Source organism: Shewanella algidipiscicola (assembly GCF_003605125.1).
GTDB lineage: Bacteria > Pseudomonadota > Gammaproteobacteria > Enterobacterales > Shewanellaceae > Shewanella > Shewanella algidipiscicola.
On sequence record NZ_QPQT01000009.1, the window covers coordinates 57,902 to 75,426 of the forward strand.

Genomic DNA, 17,525 nt, shown 5'->3' on the forward strand with positions numbered 1-17,525 from the left:
TATCCAATGCTACAGCCAGTTAAACGCATCGGTAGATTGCTTCACACTTTACAAAATCTAATAAATTAATATATTTATCAACCTACTAGATGAATTAGAGACCAGATTTAGCTTTCGTCCAGGCTCTCGTCATAGCCCGCTGAACACGCAGAGGGCGAACCTCACGTATATACAAGTTTTTCAGCACCGCGTCGCTAGGATAGATCCCCGGATTATTACGGATCGCCTCATCGACCAAGGCTTGCGCCGGATCATTTGGATTAGCGTAAGCCACATAATTAGAGATCTCAGCTATCACATCTGGACGCAGCAGATAGTTGATAAACAGATGCGCATTATGCTTGTTCTCTGCATCGGCAGGGATCGCCAACATATCAAACCACAAATAGGCGCCCTCTTTGGCTATGGCATATTCAACCTCTTGGCCATTGCCTGCCTCTTCGGCGCGCGCCGCAGCTTGAAATACATCGCCAGAAAAACCAAATGCCACACAGGTATCGCCATTGGCTAAATCGGTGATATAGCGCGATGAATGAAAATAGGTAACGTAAGGACGCACCCGCTCAATGGCTTCACCGGCAGCCTGATAATCATCAGGATCGGTACTGTTAGGATCGCGCCCCAAGTAAGATAAAGCTTGCGACATCATTTCGTCGGCAGAATCCATCATAGACAAGCCACAGCTAGCAATCTTTTGCGCATATTTAGGATCGAAAATGAGTGCTAAGGAATCCACCGGCGCATCGTCGCCTAATACCGCTTTGACTTTATCGACATTATAACCAATGCCTGTGGTTCCCCAGAGGTACGGCACCGAATAACGGTTCTGTGGATCGGCTTTTTCAAGCTGTGTCATCAAATCGGCGTTAAGATTACCTAAATTGGTTAGCTTACTTTTATCCAGTGGGGCAAAGGCACCGACCTTAATCTGTTTGGCGAGAAAGTCATTCGATGGCACCACAATATCGTAGCCTGAATGGCCCGATAACAACTTGGCTTCGACCATTTCGTTGCTATCAAACACATCATAAATCACCCGGACACCCGTTTCTTTGTAGAAGTTATCCAAGGTATCTTTGGCGATATAATCGTTCCAATTATACACTTTCAACACTTCTTCACTGTAGACCGCACCGCTAGCCAATGCCGATAATGCGATCAAACAAGATGCGGTTACCCGCTTCAATAATGTCATCGTTTTCTCCCTTGCTACGCCGCTTTCACGGGTAAGACTGTTTGTCATAGTGATAGCCAATTTGCTTGTAACCTTTATCGTTATGGACCAAGGCCGCACAATGGCAACCTTGGCGTGGTTATTATCTACAATGCTACAGCTTACATCCGCATCGAACTGTTTCAGCCCTCTTTGTATCCTCTCCTAGATTAAGGCGCTACGGCGCGATTATTTTTGCGTTAAAAGCGCCATAGGTTAGAGTTGCGTCTGGGTTTGCTTATGGCCAACGGGAGGCGCCCATGACACTATTAGTTATACTGTAAGTAACAGGAACTCACGCTCCCAAGAGCTGATCACGCGGCGGTAGTTTTCCAAATCCGCTTGCTTGACCGCAATATAGCCATTGGTGAATGCCTCACCTAAATATTCACGCACCGCTAGGCTTTCAGACATTACAGCTAAGGCCTCTTCCAGTGTTAACGGCAAACTATTACCGAGTCGATTCTCGTTAGCGCGCCCTTGCACTGGCGTCGATGGTTTCACATCTTCAACCATACCCATAAAACCACACAGTAGTGTCGCTGCGATGGCCAAATAGCTGTTAGCATCGGCGCCGGCTATGCGGTTTTCGATACGACGGTTTTGTGGCGATGACTCAGGAATACGTAGACCACAGGTGCGGTTTTCATCACCCCACTCCAAATTAACGGGGGCCGATGTCCCCGGCAGGAAGCGTCTAAACGAGTTCACATTGGGCGCCATCAAAGGTAACAGCTCTGGAATATATTTTTGTAAGCCACCGATATAACTTAAAAATTTAGCGCTCTTGGTGCCATCTTCGTTGGTAAAAATGTTTTTACCTGTCTTAACATCGACCACACTTTGATGAATATGCATCGCACTGCCTGGTTCATCGGTAACCGGCTTCGCCATAAAGGTGGCACACACGTTATGCTTCAGTGCGGCTTCACGTAACGTACGCTTAAACACAAACACTTGATCTGCCAGTGATAACGCATCACCGTGACTGAAGTTAATCTCCATTTGGGCTGTGCCCTCTTCATGGATCAGGGTATCGATATCTAAGCCTTGCGCTTCACACCAGTCATACATATCTTCAAACAGTGGATCGTATTCATTAGCGGCATCGATTGAAAACGACTGACGACCAGACTCACGGCGTCCACTTCGACCAATAGGTGGGCTCAATGGGATATCAGGATCTTCGTTGGGCTTGGTAAGATAAAATTCCATCTCCGGCGCGACAACGGGTTTCCAGCCTTTATCTTCATAAAGCTTTAATACTTTTTTAAGCAGGTTACGCGGTGACAATTCTATCGGGTTGCCCATTTTGTCATAGGTATCGTGGATCACTTGCGCGGTGGCCTCTACACACCAAGGCAACATAAAAATGGCTTTATCATCGGGGACACAAACAAAATCAATATCGGCTTTGTCGAGTAAAGAGTCGTAAATTTCATCATCGACATAGTCACCCGTCACCGTTTGCAATAATACGCTCTCAGGCAGACGCATGCCTTTTTCGTCAATAAACTTGGCTACTGGGGCTATCTTGCCACGGGCAATCCCCGTCATATCACTGATAACACATTCAACTTCTGTAATTTTATTTTCTTTTAAATAGCTGATTAACTTTTTCATTTTTATTATCTCGTTCGTTGCGCTGCTCTTTGTTGGCAGGCTTTATTAAAGGCGGTAAAAATTGCGCGATAAAAAGGATTGTCTAATACCTTCCATTCCGGATGAAACTGCACACCTAGCGCAAAATTTTTCGCATCTTTGACCGAAAACGCCTCGACTAATCCATCGGGAGCGTAAGCTTCTGGCCGCAATCCAATGCCCAAGCGGTCGACACCTTGAGTATGTACAGAGTTAACCTCTGCTAAATTGCGGCCCCATGCCTCGTGGAGCAGTCCTCCGGGTTCAATCTGGATCGGATGCGATATCCCATACTGAATCTCTACTGGTGCGGTTTTATCTTCGCGGTGTTCAATATAATCACCCACTTGATGTAATTCTTGATGCAATGAGCCACCATAAACCACATTCATTTCTTGAAATCCTCGGCAGATAGCCAGCACGGGCACTCCAGCTGCTATCGCCGCCTTTAACAAAGGCAATGTGGTCGCATCGCGTTTAGGATCATGTAATGTATCAGGGGCACTTGGTGCCCCCTCGTAATGATGAGGCTCAATATTTGAGGGGGACCCGGTAAAAAGAATGCCATCTAGACGAGGCAGGATCGCCGCCGCGGGGCAGTGACCTAAAGATGGGATAACCAGTGGCCAAGCACTGGTTGCGTCGGCAATACTTAGTAGATATTTGTCGCCTACAATATTAAACGGATGTAGGCCTAGTTGTTGATTACAAGCTGTCACGCCAATAACAGCAAGTCCTTCCTCAGACATAGATCACCTGTTGATGTAGTTATTTTTCTTATAGTTGTTAATAATGAGCAAAGACTAACTTTATGTTCATTTTTTCACACACTACACTGAAAAATAACACGAGGCAACAGGTGTTGCACACAAAAAATAAACACTCGAGCAACAAAACTATTAAAACCGAATCAAAACAACAAAACGATCGCTAAACAGATTGTTTAACGCAGCTGCAGCGGCTAATGGTTCGAAGCAAACCATAGTATCAGGCATCGTTTACCATTCTATAATGCCGTCCCCTACCCTCACAGTAAGTGGGCAAAATTATTTACACATAAAGCGAAAAATGGGCTGATACAAAAAGGAAAATGGCGTTACTGACAATATAAAGTAACGCTCATAGGGTATATTGGCCTAAAAATTTGCGGGGGTAGTTGCGCTCACGATACGACATGACACATCAAATGGATTGCGAAATCTATGGGGTAATTCACTGTTAAAGTAGTAACTATCACCAGCGCAGAGAACAAACACTTCATCGCCAACGGTGACCTCAATTTGCCCCTCAATCACCATAGCAGCCTCTTCACCTTCGTGTTGCAGCATCTCTTCACCGGTATCGGCGCCAGGGGGGTATACTTCGTTCATCACTGACATGGCGCGGTTAGGATAATCCCGACCAATCAATTTGTAATCGAGGTTACCGTCACCAATGTCCAACAGTTCGCCTGCGCGATAAACCACCTTTTGTTCACTCGGCTGGCTTGTTTCGATAGAAAAAAAGTCCACCAATGACATAGGCAGCCCAGATAATACTTTCTTTAATGAACTGACCGAAGGACTCACACTGTTCTTTTCTATCATAGAGATAGTGCTATTGGTTACGCCTGCGCGTTTGGCCAACTCTCGTTGGGATAACCCCTTCATTTTCCGAACAGCTTTGAGATTTGCACCTATATCCAAAAAACATCTCCTATCCAGCCGATTGGCGGCAAAACAATTTGTCATACTAGTTTGTATCAAACAAAAAAGCATGTTAAATATAATCAACAAGTGTGAATTATAACTAACCCGAAGGCTAAAAGTACACTACTCGTCGGGTAGATTAAGTCGAATAACAACAATAAAACCCGATTTAGGAGCCAAAATGCCCAGTAAGCCGCCTATCCACAGTGATCATTACCCCCAGTCCTACTACTTCGCCACGGCTAACGCATTAGAGCCACAACCTAAACTGACCGAACACATCAAAGTAGATGTCTGCATTATCGGCGGTGGCTTTAGCGGTATCAACACTGCCATTGAGCTGGCTCAAAAGGGCTTTAGCGTGGCCTTGCTTGAAGCCAAACGCATTGGATGGGGGGCATCGGGGCGAAATGGCGGTGAGCTTATTCGCGGCATAGGCCATAATGTGGAGCAGTTTCGCAATGAGATAGGAGCCGAGGGGGTACAGGCGATCCATGAGATGGGGTTTGAAGCCGTCGACATAGTCAAAAACCGTATTAAACAACATAATATCGACTGTAACCTACAGATGGGTTACTGCGATCTCGCCATCAAACCTCGTCATATGACAGAGCTTGAAGCGGATTACCAAGAGATGGTTGCTCAAGGGCGCGGTGAAGGATTTACCTTGCTACACAAGCACCAAATCAAAGAGGTGATTGGCTCCGACTGTTATAGCGGCGCATTGGTTGACATGAACAGTGGTCATCTACATCCACTCAATCTTGCGTTAGGCGAGGCTCGAGTGGCTCGTGCTTTAGGGGTGCAGATGTTTGAATACAGTGCCGCTACAAAAATTATCAAGGGCCAACGCCCGACCGTCATCACCGAGCAGGGACAAGTGGATTGCCAATATGTGGTGTTGGCAGGCAATGCCTATATTGGCCATAAACTCGAAAGTTATGTCGGCGGAAAAGTACTACCTGCAGGCAGTTACTTGCTGGCGACAGAGCCCCTGACTCAGGCCCAGTGTGACGAGATAATCCCCAAAAACATGGCCTTTGCCGATCTGCGTATCGACTTAGATTACTTTCATTTATCACAAGATAATCGCTTACTATTTGGCGGCCTGTGCACCTATTCGGGTAAAGATCCTAAAGACATCAATGCCGCACTGCGCCCCAACTTAGAAAAGGTCTTTCCGCAGTTAAAAGGGGTCAAAATTGACTACGAATGGGGAGGAATGATAGGCATTGGCGCTAATCGTTTACCGCAAATAGGACGCCTACCCGACTGCCCCAATATTCTCTATGCGCAAGCCTATGCAGGCCATGGGGTTAACGCCACTCATATGGCGGCCAAGCTCATCAGTGAAGCACTGACGGCTCAGGCTGAGCGCTTTGATATTTTTGATAAGGTGCAGCATATGACTTTTCCTGGTGGGCCGACCTTCAGATCGCCCATGCTGGCAGCCGGTATGCTCTACCATAGATTTAAAGATCTGTTTTAATCGATAACGATTTTCGCTAGCTGAAATGCAATTTAATACAATCGCCAAAAGGAGCTATGAGCTCCTTTTTTATGATTGTTAAATTGAGCTTTACGACTCTTATTGCGACGGCTTAACGAGGACTTCAATTAATAAGAGAAGCGGTTAAGCATCGGGGGAAACACCAGGTTCACAAGGGCTAATGGGCAAGTGATGATGACGGCCCCATTCGCTCCAAGAGCCATCATAAAGCAGCGTTTTACTGCAGCCCGATGCCACAGCGGCCAAAATCAATATACAAGCTGTAATGCCTGAGCCACAAGTAAATATCCGCTCGATATTATCACCACCGTCCTGTTGAGCAAATAACGCCTGTAACACTGGCGTTGCTTGTAATTTATGCCCATCAAGCACCTCGCTAAACGGCAGATTAATCGAACCAGGAATATGACCACGGCGCACATTGGGGCGAGGTTCAGCCACTTCACCATTAAAACGCGAGGCGGCGCGGGCATCAAACACGTGTGCATTGTCGGCATCAAATCGCGCCAATACATAAGCCATATCGCATACTAAACCCGCTTGATATTGCCCCTTAAAGTGACCTTGACGCTGGTGTTGGTGATACAGCTCAGCCGTCATGCGCCCCTCAAGCAGCCACTGCGGTAAGCCACCATCGAGCACAAACACACGCTCAAACCCCATCACTTTAAACATCCACCAGGCGCGTGGTGATGAATAAATACCTTGGTTATCATAGATAACCACAGTGCTATCACTGTCGATACCGAGATTGGCAATACCTTGATTGAACTGTTCGACACTAGGCATGGCATGCACTTGTGCAGCGCTGGTATCGCAAAACACCGTTTCTAAATCGATTTTCTGCGCCCTAGGTATGGCGATAAATTTATCATAAACAATAGGCGTCTTGCCTATGACGTTATCCATACTCGCATCGAGAACAATAACATCTGCTTCAAATAGATTGGCTTCAAGCCAGGCAGTGCTAACTAAAGGGTATTGCATTGTGACTCCAAACTGGCTGTGCCAATTGAAAAATCATGATTGCTTGGCAACATATACGAATAACCTCGCTCGGTACAAGCAAAAAAAGACCAACAACAGTCTTGGTATCAATTGTAGGGCTACAATCTGCGCCCCTGCCTAGTGGGAAGTAAATGCCCCATAAAAAACCGCACACTATGCATAATGATAGCGTGCGGTTACGGGGTTATCGCCAGCAACGCTTAGCGAGTGGCTGGACGACAGGCGGTGTTAATTAAGGCTTTTGACTTAAAGCGCAATCCAAGTGGCCTTGATTTCAGTGTATTTATCAAAGGCATGCAGCGACTTGTCACGACCATTGCCCGACTGTTTATAGCCACCAAATGGCGCCGTCATATCACCGCCATCGTAATGGTTAATCCAAACCATGCCACTGCGCAGTGCCTTGGCAGTTTTATGCGCCTTGCTGATATCGCTCGTCCATACGCCAGCAGCCAGTCCATAGATAGTGTCATTGGCGATACGAATGGCGTCATCCATGCCCTCAAAACTTATCACAGACAACACAGGACCAAAGATCTCCTCTTTAGCGATGGTCATCTGATTGTTCACATTGGCAAAGATGGTTGGAGCCACATACACACCACCCGACTCAGCCATCACCTGCTCGCCGCCTTGCACTAAGCTTGCCCCCTCGGCAACACCTGAGCGGATATAGGCCAATACGTTATCGAGCTGCTGCTGGTCAACAACCGCGCCACAAGTGGTGTCAGGATCGAGAGGATGACCCGGTTGCCATGCTTGCATCTCGGCGGCGATCAAGCCTATCAACTCATCCTTAACCCCAGCTTCCACCAGCAAACGAGAGCCAGCGGTGCACACCTCACCCTGATTAAATGCAATGGCCGATGCTGCGGCAATGGCCGCTTCTTGCAAATTAGGCGCATCGTTAAAGACGATATTGGGACTCTTGCCCCCCGCCTCTAACCAGACTCGCTTCATATTAGACTCGCCAGCATAAATCATTAATTGCTTAGCTATTTTAGTTGAGCCTGTAAACACTAAGGTATCAACATCCATATGCAAGGCTAATGCCTTACCCACAGTGTGCCCGAACCCTGGTAACACATTGAGCACCCCCTTAGGGATCCCAGCCTCGATGGCTAGCTGTGCCACACGAATAGCGGTTAACGGCGATTTTTCTGATGGTTTTAATACCACACTGTTACCGGTTGCCAGCGCAGGGCCGAGTTTCCAGCAGGCCATTAACAACGGAAAATTCCACGGCACAATGGCCGCGACAACGCCCACGGCTTCGCGGGTGATCATGCCTATTTCGTTATGAGCCGTTGGCGCAATTTCATCGTAAATTTTATCAACCGCCTCTCCCGACCATCGCAGCGCTCTAGCAGCACCAGCAACATCCACGCAGGTGGAATAGCGAATAGGCTTACCCATATCTAAGGTTTCTAATAAGGCTAATTCATCTTGATGTTGCTCAAGCAGTGAGGCAAAACGAATCATTACCTGCTTACGTTTAACGGGCGCCATCTGTGACCAATCACCGCGTTCAAACACGGCTCTACTACTTGCCACGGCAATATCGGCATCGGCAAGATCGCAACTGGCCACTTGCGCCAACACCTTGCCATCAATAGGGCTAATACAATCAAATGTCTCACCAGACACCGCAGCGCAATATTCGCCATTGATAAATGCCTGACCATTAATTGATAGCGAATCTGCCATCTGCTGCCACTGTTCTCGACTTTGGGGAGTACTCATTCTGACCTCTTAGCGGGTGATAAATCATCATAACGTTTGCAATCAACTTGCAGCGCGCTATTAAAAATAGCTACGCGTCTGGCTGCCTAGATTACGCCTTTCGTTAATAAAATTTCAATATTTTTTACAAAAAGATATTTTTTGCTACAAATAACGCACAAATCACTTTCATGTTCATTATTTCTGACATAGCATAGCAAATATCGACCACTCAAAAAAACAACAAATAAACCGAATCAAGGTAGATGATATGGAACACGATAATAAGACAGGGCAAACACTCGACCACTATTGGATGCCATTTACCGCTAACAGACAGTTTAAACAGAGCCCGCGACTACTCGCTCAAGCAGAAGGTATGTATTACACCGATGTGCACGGCCGTGCAGTGCTCGATGGTACTGCAGGCCTGTGGTGTTGCAACGCAGGACATGGCCGCAAGGCCATTTCTGAGGCGGTGAGTAAACAGATCCACGAAATGGACTACGCCCCTTCGTTTCAGATGGGCCATCCTCTGGCATTCCAACTAGCCGAGCGCCTTGCCGACATCGCGCCCCCTGGCATCAATAAAGTGTTCTTTACTAACTCAGGCTCTGAGTCAGTCGATACGGCATTGAAGATTGCCCTCAATTATCATCGCGCCCGAGGTGAAGCCACTCGCACCCGCTTTATCGGACGTGAGCTGGGCTACCATGGCGTCGGCTTTGGTGGGATTTCGGTCGGCGGCATCGGCGGTAACCGCCGCACCTTTAGCCAGCAGTTACTCCAAGGGGTCGATCACCTGCCTCACACCTTAGACATCAACACCAATGCCTTTTGCAAAGGACTGCCCGAAACCGGAGCAGAAAAAGCCGATGTGCTAGAGCAATTGGTTGCCTTGCATGGTGCTGAAAATATCGCGGCTGTGATTGTCGAGCCTATGTCAGGCTCTGCTGGGGTGATTTTACCGCCACAGGGTTACCTTAAACGACTACGTGAAATCACTAAAAAGCATGGCATCTTATTAATTTTTGATGAAGTGATCACAGGTTTTGGCCGCGTAGGTGATGCATTTGCGAGCCAGCGCTGGGATGTCAAACCCGACATGATCACCACGGCAAAAGCACTCAATAATGGCACCATTCCCATGGGCGCCGTGCTGATTGATGATGCGATTTATGATGCCAGCATGGATGCCCCCGAAGGTGCCATTGAGCTGTTCCATGGCTACACCTACTCAGGCCACCCAGTGGCCGCGGCAGCAGCATTAGCCACGCTCGATATTTATCAAGAAGAGCAACTCTTTGCCCGCTCGCGCTCACTTGAAGATTATTTTGAACAGGCGGTGCATAGCTTAAAAGGGCTGCCCAACCTTATCGACATTCGTAATACCGGCCTAGTCGCAGGCCTGCAATTTAGCCCAAGCGAAAAAGGCATAGGCAAACGCGGCTTTGGCATTTTTGAGACCTGCTTTAATAACGGCACCTTAGTCAGAGCGACCGGCGATATCATCGCCCTATCACCGCCACTGATTGTCGATAAACAGCAAATAGACCACATGGTCAATACGCTCAGTGATGCCATCACTGCGGTGGGCTAGTCGGCCAGCGTCCATCGAATCCATCTTTATATACCATTTTTAGGAATACCAGTGTTATGCAACAGATAAACCATTACATCAACGGACAGCACAGCAACCAGAGTGAGCGTTCAAGCGCCGTATTTGAACCCGCCACCGGCGAACAAAGAGCCAGTGTCTCTTTAGCCAGCGCTGCAGAAGTGGCCGGCGCCATTGAGCTGGCGAAGAAAGCCCATGGCCCTTGGTCACAGATGACGCCGCTGAATCGCTCACGCATCTTATTTAAGTTTAAAGCCTTAGTCGAAGCCAACATGGATGAACTCGCGGCGATGATCACCCGCGAACACGGCAAAGTACTCGATGACGCCAAGGGCGAAATCATCCGTGGTTTAGAAGTGGTCGAATTTGCCTGTGGTATCCCCCACCTTTTAAAAGGCGAACATACCGAGCAAGTGGGTGGTGGCGTCGATGCATGGACATTGAATCAATCCTTAGGTGTGGTGGCCGGCATTGCGCCCTTTAACTTCCCTGTTATGGTGCCCATGTGGATGTTCCCTATCGCCATCGCCGCAGGCAACACCTTTATCATGAAGCCGTCAGAAAAAGATCCTAGCTCAGTGATGCGCATGGCCGAACTGCTTAGCGAAGCGGGTTTACCTGATGGCGTATTTAATGTCGTCAATGGCGATAAAGAGGCGGTCGATACCCTGTTAACCCACCAAGATGTTCAGGCAGTGAGTTTTGTAGGCTCGACCCCTATAGCGCAATACATCTATGAAACCGCCTCGAAACATGGCAAGCGCGTCCAAGCATTAGGCGGCGCTAAAAATCACATGTTACTGATGCCAGACGCCGATCTTGACCAAGCCGTAAGCGCATTGATGGGCGCGGCTTACGGGTCTGCAGGAGAGCGCTGCATGGCCATTTCGGTAGTACTCGCTGTAGGTGACGCCGGTGATGCATTAGTCGACAAACTGCTACCGCAAATTAAGGCGTTACGAGTGGGTAATGGCCTAGAAACGGATATGGATATGGGGCCGCTCGTGTCGGCGCAGCATCTTGACAAGGTTCGCAGTTATGTTGATATCGGCGTGGCCGAAGGCGCGACACTGCTTGCCGATGGCCGTCAATTGAGCGTTGCCGATCACCAGCAGGGTTATTTCCTTGGAGGCTGCCTGTTTGACCACGTCACACCAGAAATGACCATATATAAAGAGGAGATCTTTGGCCCAGTACTGGCAATTGTACGCGTTAAAGATTATGCCCAAGCCCTTCAGCTGATCAACGAGCATGAATTTGGTAACGGCACCGCCATCTTTACCCAAAGCGGCGAAGCGGCGCGCCACTTCTGTCATCACGTTCAAGTGGGAATGGTCGGTGTCAATGTGCCTATCCCTGTGCCAATGGCGTTCCACAGTTTTGGCGGCTGGAAGCGTTCTTTATTTGGACCACTGCACATGCATGGCCCAGATGGCGTACGTTTTTACACCAAGCGCAAAGCGATCACCGCTCGCTGGCCTAAACCGAAAGAGGCGCAGGCTGAGTTTGTTATGCCGACAATGAAATAAACCTATAAAACGATTAAAAAACAGGTGAAGTTCTCACTGCACCTGTATATGTTTAACAATTGGAGATGTAATGACAACACAAGTCGATGCCATCGTTAACCTAGCTCAGCATACTGCAAAGATTGAGCACTATGAGGTGGCCAAAGAGAAAGTGATCTCTGGTGACCCAAAACAACAGCTCGAAAACCATTATTCCAGCCCATGCGATCAGTTTCACACTGGTGTATGGCAAGGCGAACAAGGCAGCTGGAAGGTCAATTACACTGAGCACGAATATTGCGAAATTTTAGCGGGAAGCAGCCAGATCACCGACAGCTTAGGCAATAGCATTACCGTGACAAAAGGCGATCGCTTTGTGATCCCAGCAGGCTTCGCCGGAGTGTGGAAAGTAATTGAACAATGTAGAAAAATTTACGTCATCTTTGAACCGAAGTAACTGAGTTCGATTGTGAGTAATCGCCATGCTGTCTCAGCAATTGCAGCTGTTGTTTGGCTAAATTTGGTATTTTTACTCGTTTAATAATACCGATGTCAACAAAGTGAAATGGAGATATTACCGTGCATAAAAAATTTAATAAGAAACGGATTGCCCAAGTGGCAGGTTTGACCTTAGCCGCAACCTTACTCTCACCATTAGCGCAAGCTGAAGTATCTGGCGAAGTCAGTGTCACTAACGACTACCGCTTTCGTGGCGTGTCACAATCGGCTGGCGATTTTGCCATACAAGCTAGTATCGATTACAGCATGGACAGTGGCTTCTTCGTTGGCGCTTGGGGCAGTAATGTCGACTTTGATGATCCAGAAGATGGTAATGGTGCCGACATAGAGGTCGATCTCTATGCAGGCTACGCGGGAGCCATTGGTGAAGAAGTCGAATATGACGTAACTTTGCTTTACTACACCTACCCAGGTGATGATGTCTCGCAAGATTACCTTGAAGGCTCTGTCGGCTTCTATTTTGCCAACTTCCATGCAGCCTATTGGTATACTAATGACTATGGTGGGAGCGACTTAGATTATCACTACACTGAGCTAAACTACGGTTGGGAATTTGCCGACAACTGGAGCCTAGACCTGCATGTAGGCTACAACTTTGGCGATGCCCCTGATGATGATATGGGTAAATATGTCGACTACTCAATTGGTGTCTCAACAGAGCTTGCTGGCATCGGCTTATCTGCCGCTTGGTTAGATAACGATATCGATAGCGAGTACCAATTTGATGAAGGCAGCTTCCGTAATGACAGCACTTTCTTAGTCTCGGCAAGTTACGCTTTTTAAGCACTTAACCTGATATGAAGTGCAGAGCACTCATTGCCCATCAAAAAAACCGCCATTTGGCGGTTTTTAACTATCACTCAATACATTTACCTGTAACGCATTTACCATAAGCCGACACTAGTCGGTTAATTTAGGGCTTTCACCATTACGGATCTTATCGGCCAGTAAGCGCCACTCCTGCCCTAGTTGCTCATGATGTTGTTTTCGCTCTGGAAAAGTCGTAGATAAACGCTCTACCAATTCAGCTTGTTGTTCACATAAACGCGCCCAGCGGCGTGCATTAGAAAGCTGCATAATGTCATCCTTAACTGATATAAATCGATCCCTGATAATCACCCATTTAGCTAACACCACTACAGATGCGATAACATTGTAGTACAGACCTCTCAGGTACCTGGCCTTAGTGACGATTAACACCTCTTAACCTATTGGTGTTGGCCACTAAAAGCCACTGGTGCCAGCAGGTCAAAAATAAGTATAGTCATCTTTTAAAAAGTTGATCTGCAGCGCTATGAAAAAGCCGCCAGCGGGAGTATCTTGATTAAAAAGTGCAAAAAGGAGCTAGCATGACAGCGACAGTACTCAAAGTTATCTTTATTCTTGTCGGTTTAATATTGATATATAAGCTTATTTTTAGTGGTAAGAAAGGACTTACTCTGTTTGAGATGCATTTTAAACAGGGACGCATGACCGAACACAAAGGCAAAATCCCCGAAAAGTTTCTGCGTGAATGTAAGGCGATCGCTAAGGCAGAAAAACTCACCTGTGTGGTGCGTGCAGAAAAAGCCGGCGAGGTTCGCTTACATGTCTCAGCCAATGTGGGCGATAGTATTACCCAGCGTATTCGCAATGTATTTCCATTCGAATACTATGATAAAAAAACCATCGACAAATCACGCCAAGCGGGTTAATCAAGTAAGGCTTAACTCGGCCCCCTAACGCTCAAGTTAACCTTGAGCGTTAGGGGGGAAAGCCTATTATTGGTACAGCCGACCATCACGACGCGCCTCATCGATGATCCGCTGATTGTCTGTCGCCATAGGATCCTGTATCTCGACAGGCACATCATCAGTATCCTGTTCAACTTCAACAGTGATAGGGCTTATGCAAGCAGTTAACATCAATAGTCCTAGCGAGAGCAACATTAAGATAACAGTGGTTAATGGCTGATGCTTCATCTCAACGTTTCCGTCCAGCAAAGTACTCTAACGCCCAGACCAAACCGATCCCTGCGCACATGGCGACAAGCGCCCACACTAATTGTGATGGCTGGCCGGTAATGGCCTCAAACTGCATAGGGGATAGGTTTTGTTCTAGCAGTGGAACTTGCTCACCATCAGAGTTAGTGCGCCAAGTGAGTACTTGTTTCCATGGCCAAATTTTACCTAAGGTGCCTAGCATCAAACCGGTCAAAAAAATCAAGGTAGCGTCATGGTACTTACGCAGTAATGCCGACAAGAGATGGCTAAATGATAGCAAACCAACAATACAGCCTGCAGCAAAGGTCGCCAATACAGCTATATCGATATTTTTAGCTGCGCTCAGCACCGAGGTATATAAGCCCAGCAGCAGCAAAATAAAGCTGCCAGAGATCCCCGGTAAAAGCATGGCACAAATCGCAATACAACCACCAATAAAGATATTTAAGTAGGTCATCTCCATCACGATAGGGTTGAGCATGGTGATGCCCCACGCAAATACAGCGCCAATCGCAAACAAGGCTAAACGCACCAGACTAAAGCCTTGCACCTGCTTTAACATATGCACCACAGAGATAATGATCAGACCAAAGAAAAATGACCACACAGGAATTGGATGAGCCACCAAAAGATAGGTGATCAATTTAGCCAAGGTGAAGATGCTGGTCAAAATACCACCAAACACCGCTAGTAAAAATGGGCCATTGATATGGTCAAATGCGGCCTTAATTCCCTGCTGACGAACTAACTTAATCAGATTAGGGTTAATGCGACGGATACTCTCTAGTAAGGTGTCTAAAATCCCGGTAATAAATGCAATCGTGCCACCCGAAACGCCCGGCACCACATCGGCGGCGCCCATCGCCATGCCCTTTAAATAAGTCAGCAGGTATTTCACTCAAAATCCTTATGTTAATGATTATCGCTTAGGCTCTGAGCCTCTAATGAGGGGATTATACCCATGCTCTCGATGCAAGTGGAAATGAACTTTGCTTCATTCATCCCTATCGTCACTGTCGCGCGCTACAGCGCCCCTATTGTTAACTAATTGTGATTAGGCTAATCTAGTCACTCATCAGACCAGATAAATATCATCATAGACACTCATAATGAAACAGAAACCCACCAAAGTTATGCGCCTCTACCATAGGCTAACCAAGCTCCCTCTTGGCAATAAGATTTTCTCCATCATGGTGGCGCGCATGGCCCCCTATTTTGGCACGATACGCCCGTTGATCACCGAGTTACGCCCCAATTACTGCCAATGCCTGATCAAAAAACGTAAGGCGGTGCATAATCATATTCAGACCGTGCATGTTATCGCTATCTGTAATGGCTTAGAAATGGCCATGGGTGTGATGGCTGAGGCCTCTATTCCGGCGCACTTAAGGTGGATCCCCAAGGGGATGAGTGTCGACTATACCGCAAAGGCGGGCAGTGATATCCGCTGCGAAGCTGTGGTACAACCCGAGCAATGGGTAGAGGGCGATCTATTAGTGCCCGTAACCGCTTATGATCAACATGATGTTGTCGTTGTTAAAGGGCATATCAAACTGTGGATCTCGGCCAAACCAGCCAAATCATCAGCTTAAGCTGTTGTTAAAAAAGTAATTATGTCACGGTGCGCATTAATCACCACAAGGCCAGATAGTCTAACGACTCACCTTGCGCACGCGCCCGCTGCTCTCGCTAAAGATGCCAACCCTGACCATGGCGACGGGTTGGTTATCGCGATATAATCGCACGCTATCAGTAGATTAACCCATATACAGGCGACTGATTGCTCTGCTCCCAAGGATTAACCAGATATTCATTATTGAGCTGATACACCTTGAGCACTCATAGCCCCATCTCCCCATACAGGATGTAGGTATCCCCATTGAAACCACTAACAGGCACACTCGTTAATTGGAATAACGACAAGGGTTATGGCTTTATTCAACCCGACAATGGCAGCGAACGACTGTTTGTACATATCAGTAGTTTAGGACCGCAGACAACAACGCCCAAACTCGGTGTAAAGCTGCATTACCAGACATCAAAAGACAAGCAGGGGCGCAGCTGCGCTCTCATCGTCGATGATAAGGGCGCCCCCGTGTATCAGCGCAGAAGCAAGGTTAACACCAAAGCCAAACACCATAAGCGCAAGGCAGCATCAGGCGTTAGCGGCCAACTTGGGGTTAGGTTACTGCTGATCAGCGCCTTGTTTATCGGCCTCTTCCTTGCCAGCCTAATGCAACGCTTACCCATAGGCTTAATACTCTATTATCTCCTTGCCAGCTTAATCACCTACCTTGCTTACGCCCAAGATAAACAGGCGGCGCAAACTGGTCAGTGGCGCATCAAAGAAAATAGTTTACAGCTCTTATCACTCATTGGCGGCTGGCCTGGAGCACTGCTCGGACAACATTCATTGAGGCACAAATCTAAAAAAGTCACCTTTCGCCTTGGCTTATGGTTAATGGTGCTATTAAACAGCACCTTGCTCATCTGGCTGGTAACAGATAACGGCCAAGCTATGCTCAAGCAATGGCTAAGGTAACCCTTTTTCAATAGCTTACCCCAATGAGATAACTATATTTAGCCCAAGAGATTGGTTATCATGGCGCCAGGGTTCACTAGAAGAATTGACTATGAGAGTATTATTAGCGGTTGTCGTTATCGCAGGTGTGCTGTTCTATTTCTACACCAGTATGAACAACCAAAAAGCGGCCAAAGAAAATATCGAAATTGGCCGGCAATTTTTAGCCGACAATAAAAACCAACCGGGTGTGGTTGAGACCTTATCAGGCCTGCAATATCAGGTACTGGCTAAAGGAGAGGGTAACGCCCATCCCAAAGCCAGCGATACCGTGACGGTGCATTACCATGGCACCTTAATCGACGGCACTGTCTTTGACAGCTCAGTTGAGCGCGGTGAGCCCATCGCTTTCCCGCTTAATCGGGTGATTAAAGGGTGGACCGAAGGAGTACAATTGATGAGTGTTGGCGATAAATATCGTTTCTTTATCCCAAGCACACTCGCCTATGGCAACCGCTCAACGGGTAAAATTGTAGGCGGCTCGGTGCTAATTTTTGATGTTGAACTCATCAGTATCGACAACTAGCAGCAAGAG

The 17,525-nt window shown here is 47.4% G+C and carries 18 protein-coding genes; 9 read left to right on the top strand and 9 right to left on the bottom strand.

The window, feature by feature from the left end:
- Window positions 1-94: 94 nt before the first annotated feature.
- From DVO77_RS11310 to DVO77_RS11325, 4 genes are all read right to left on the bottom strand, one after another.
- Window positions 95-1,195, bottom strand: a complete 1,101-nt coding sequence (locus DVO77_RS11310) for a polyamine ABC transporter substrate-binding protein (protein ID WP_119978412.1) — start codon at window positions 1,193-1,195, stop codon at window positions 95-97.
- 291 nt (window positions 1,196-1,486) lie between these two features.
- Window positions 1,487-2,836 (bottom strand): glutamine synthetase family protein, encoded by a 1,350-nt coding sequence (locus DVO77_RS11315; RefSeq protein WP_110456038.1) that lies wholly within the window; start codon window positions 2,834-2,836, stop codon window positions 1,487-1,489.
- A gap of 5 nt (window positions 2,837-2,841) precedes the next feature.
- Window positions 2,842-3,603, bottom strand: coding sequence for a gamma-glutamyl-gamma-aminobutyrate hydrolase family protein (locus DVO77_RS11320; protein WP_119978413.1), 762 nt, complete (start codon window positions 3,601-3,603; stop codon window positions 2,842-2,844).
- Window positions 3,604-3,990: 387 nt separating this feature from the next.
- Window positions 3,991-4,539, bottom strand: coding sequence for a cupin domain-containing protein (locus DVO77_RS11325; RefSeq protein ID WP_110456036.1), 549 nt, complete (start codon window positions 4,537-4,539; stop codon window positions 3,991-3,993).
- A 184-nt stretch (window positions 4,540-4,723) separates the two neighbouring features.
- Here DVO77_RS11325 and DVO77_RS11330 point away from each other — a divergent pair, with 184 nt between their 5' ends.
- Window positions 4,724-6,031: an NAD(P)/FAD-dependent oxidoreductase gene (locus tag DVO77_RS11330; protein WP_119978414.1), complete on the top strand. Its 1,308-nt coding sequence runs from the start codon at window positions 4,724-4,726 to the stop codon at window positions 6,029-6,031.
- A gap of 144 nt (window positions 6,032-6,175) precedes the next feature.
- On the opposite strand, the gene DVO77_RS11335 is transcribed toward DVO77_RS11330, so the two are convergent.
- The gene (locus DVO77_RS11335; RefSeq protein ID WP_119978415.1) at window positions 6,176-7,039 is read right to left on the bottom strand and encodes a sulfurtransferase; all 864 of its coding nucleotides are present in this window, start codon (window positions 7,037-7,039) and stop codon (window positions 6,176-6,178) included.
- A 267-nt stretch (window positions 7,040-7,306) separates the two neighbouring features.
- Complete coding sequence (locus DVO77_RS11340) at window positions 7,307-8,803, bottom strand: aldehyde dehydrogenase (RefSeq protein ID WP_119978416.1); 1,497 nt, start codon at window positions 8,801-8,803, stop codon at window positions 7,307-7,309.
- A 250-nt stretch (window positions 8,804-9,053) separates the two neighbouring features.
- On the opposite strand from DVO77_RS11340, the gene aptA reads away from it, so the two are divergent.
- The 4 genes from aptA to DVO77_RS11360 all read left to right on the top strand — a co-directional run bounded on the left by aptA (window position 9,054) and on the right by DVO77_RS11360 (window position 13,210).
- Window positions 9,054-10,382 carry an omega-aminotransferase AptA gene (gene aptA / locus DVO77_RS11345; protein ID WP_119978417.1) on the top strand — a complete coding sequence of 443 codons (1,329 nt, stop codon included), beginning with the start codon at window positions 9,054-9,056 and terminating at the stop codon, window positions 10,380-10,382.
- Window positions 10,383-10,438: 56 nt separating this feature from the next.
- A complete protein-coding gene (locus DVO77_RS11350; RefSeq protein WP_119978418.1) occupies window positions 10,439-11,929 on the top strand; it encodes a CoA-acylating methylmalonate-semialdehyde dehydrogenase in 1,491 nt (496 codons plus the stop codon).
- A 70-nt stretch (window positions 11,930-11,999) separates the two neighbouring features.
- Window positions 12,000-12,365 (top strand): cupin domain-containing protein, encoded by a 366-nt coding sequence (locus DVO77_RS11355; protein ID WP_119978419.1) that lies wholly within the window; start codon window positions 12,000-12,002, stop codon window positions 12,363-12,365.
- 122 nt (window positions 12,366-12,487) lie between these two features.
- A complete protein-coding gene (locus DVO77_RS11360) occupies window positions 12,488-13,210 on the top strand; it encodes a TorF family putative porin (protein ID WP_119978420.1) in 723 nt (240 codons plus the stop codon).
- Between the two features lie 117 nt (window positions 13,211-13,327).
- Here DVO77_RS11360 and DVO77_RS19030 read toward each other — a convergent pair whose 3' ends face one another.
- Entirely contained in the window at window positions 13,328-13,504 is a 177-nt protein-coding gene (locus tag DVO77_RS19030) for a hypothetical protein (RefSeq protein ID WP_162924183.1), read from the bottom strand.
- Window positions 13,505-13,776: 272 nt separating this feature from the next.
- On the opposite strand from DVO77_RS19030, the gene DVO77_RS11365 reads away from it, so the two are divergent.
- Window positions 13,777-14,121 carry a DUF3634 family protein gene (locus DVO77_RS11365; protein ID WP_110456028.1) on the top strand — a complete coding sequence of 115 codons (345 nt, stop codon included), beginning with the start codon at window positions 13,777-13,779 and terminating at the stop codon, window positions 14,119-14,121.
- Window positions 14,122-14,187: 66 nt separating this feature from the next.
- Here DVO77_RS11365 and DVO77_RS11370 read toward each other — a convergent pair whose 3' ends face one another.
- Together DVO77_RS11370 and DVO77_RS11375 are read right to left on the bottom strand one after the other, a co-directional pair.
- The gene (locus DVO77_RS11370; RefSeq protein WP_119978421.1) at window positions 14,188-14,388 is read right to left on the bottom strand and encodes a hypothetical protein; all 201 of its coding nucleotides are present in this window, start codon (window positions 14,386-14,388) and stop codon (window positions 14,188-14,190) included.
- A 1-nt stretch (window position 14,389) separates the two neighbouring features.
- Window positions 14,390-15,307, bottom strand: a complete 918-nt coding sequence (locus DVO77_RS11375) for a polyprenyl-phosphate transporter (protein ID WP_119978422.1) — start codon at window positions 15,305-15,307, stop codon at window positions 14,390-14,392.
- Window positions 15,308-15,518: 211 nt separating this feature from the next.
- Here DVO77_RS11375 and DVO77_RS11380 point away from each other — a divergent pair, with 211 nt between their 5' ends.
- The 3 genes from DVO77_RS11380 (at window position 15,519) to bamJ (ending at window position 17,516) form a co-directional block, all read left to right on the top strand.
- Window positions 15,519-16,001: a hotdog fold domain-containing protein gene (locus DVO77_RS11380; protein WP_110456025.1), complete on the top strand. Its 483-nt coding sequence runs from the start codon at window positions 15,519-15,521 to the stop codon at window positions 15,999-16,001.
- Window positions 16,002-16,288: 287 nt separating this feature from the next.
- Window positions 16,289-16,951, top strand: a complete 663-nt coding sequence (locus DVO77_RS11385) for a cold shock and DUF1294 domain-containing protein (RefSeq protein WP_119978423.1) — start codon at window positions 16,289-16,291, stop codon at window positions 16,949-16,951.
- A 91-nt stretch (window positions 16,952-17,042) separates the two neighbouring features.
- Entirely contained in the window at window positions 17,043-17,516 is a 474-nt protein-coding gene (bamJ, locus tag DVO77_RS11390) for a BamJ family beta-barrel-assembly machinery protein (protein WP_110456023.1), read from the top strand.
- Window positions 17,517-17,525 lie beyond the last annotated feature (9 nt).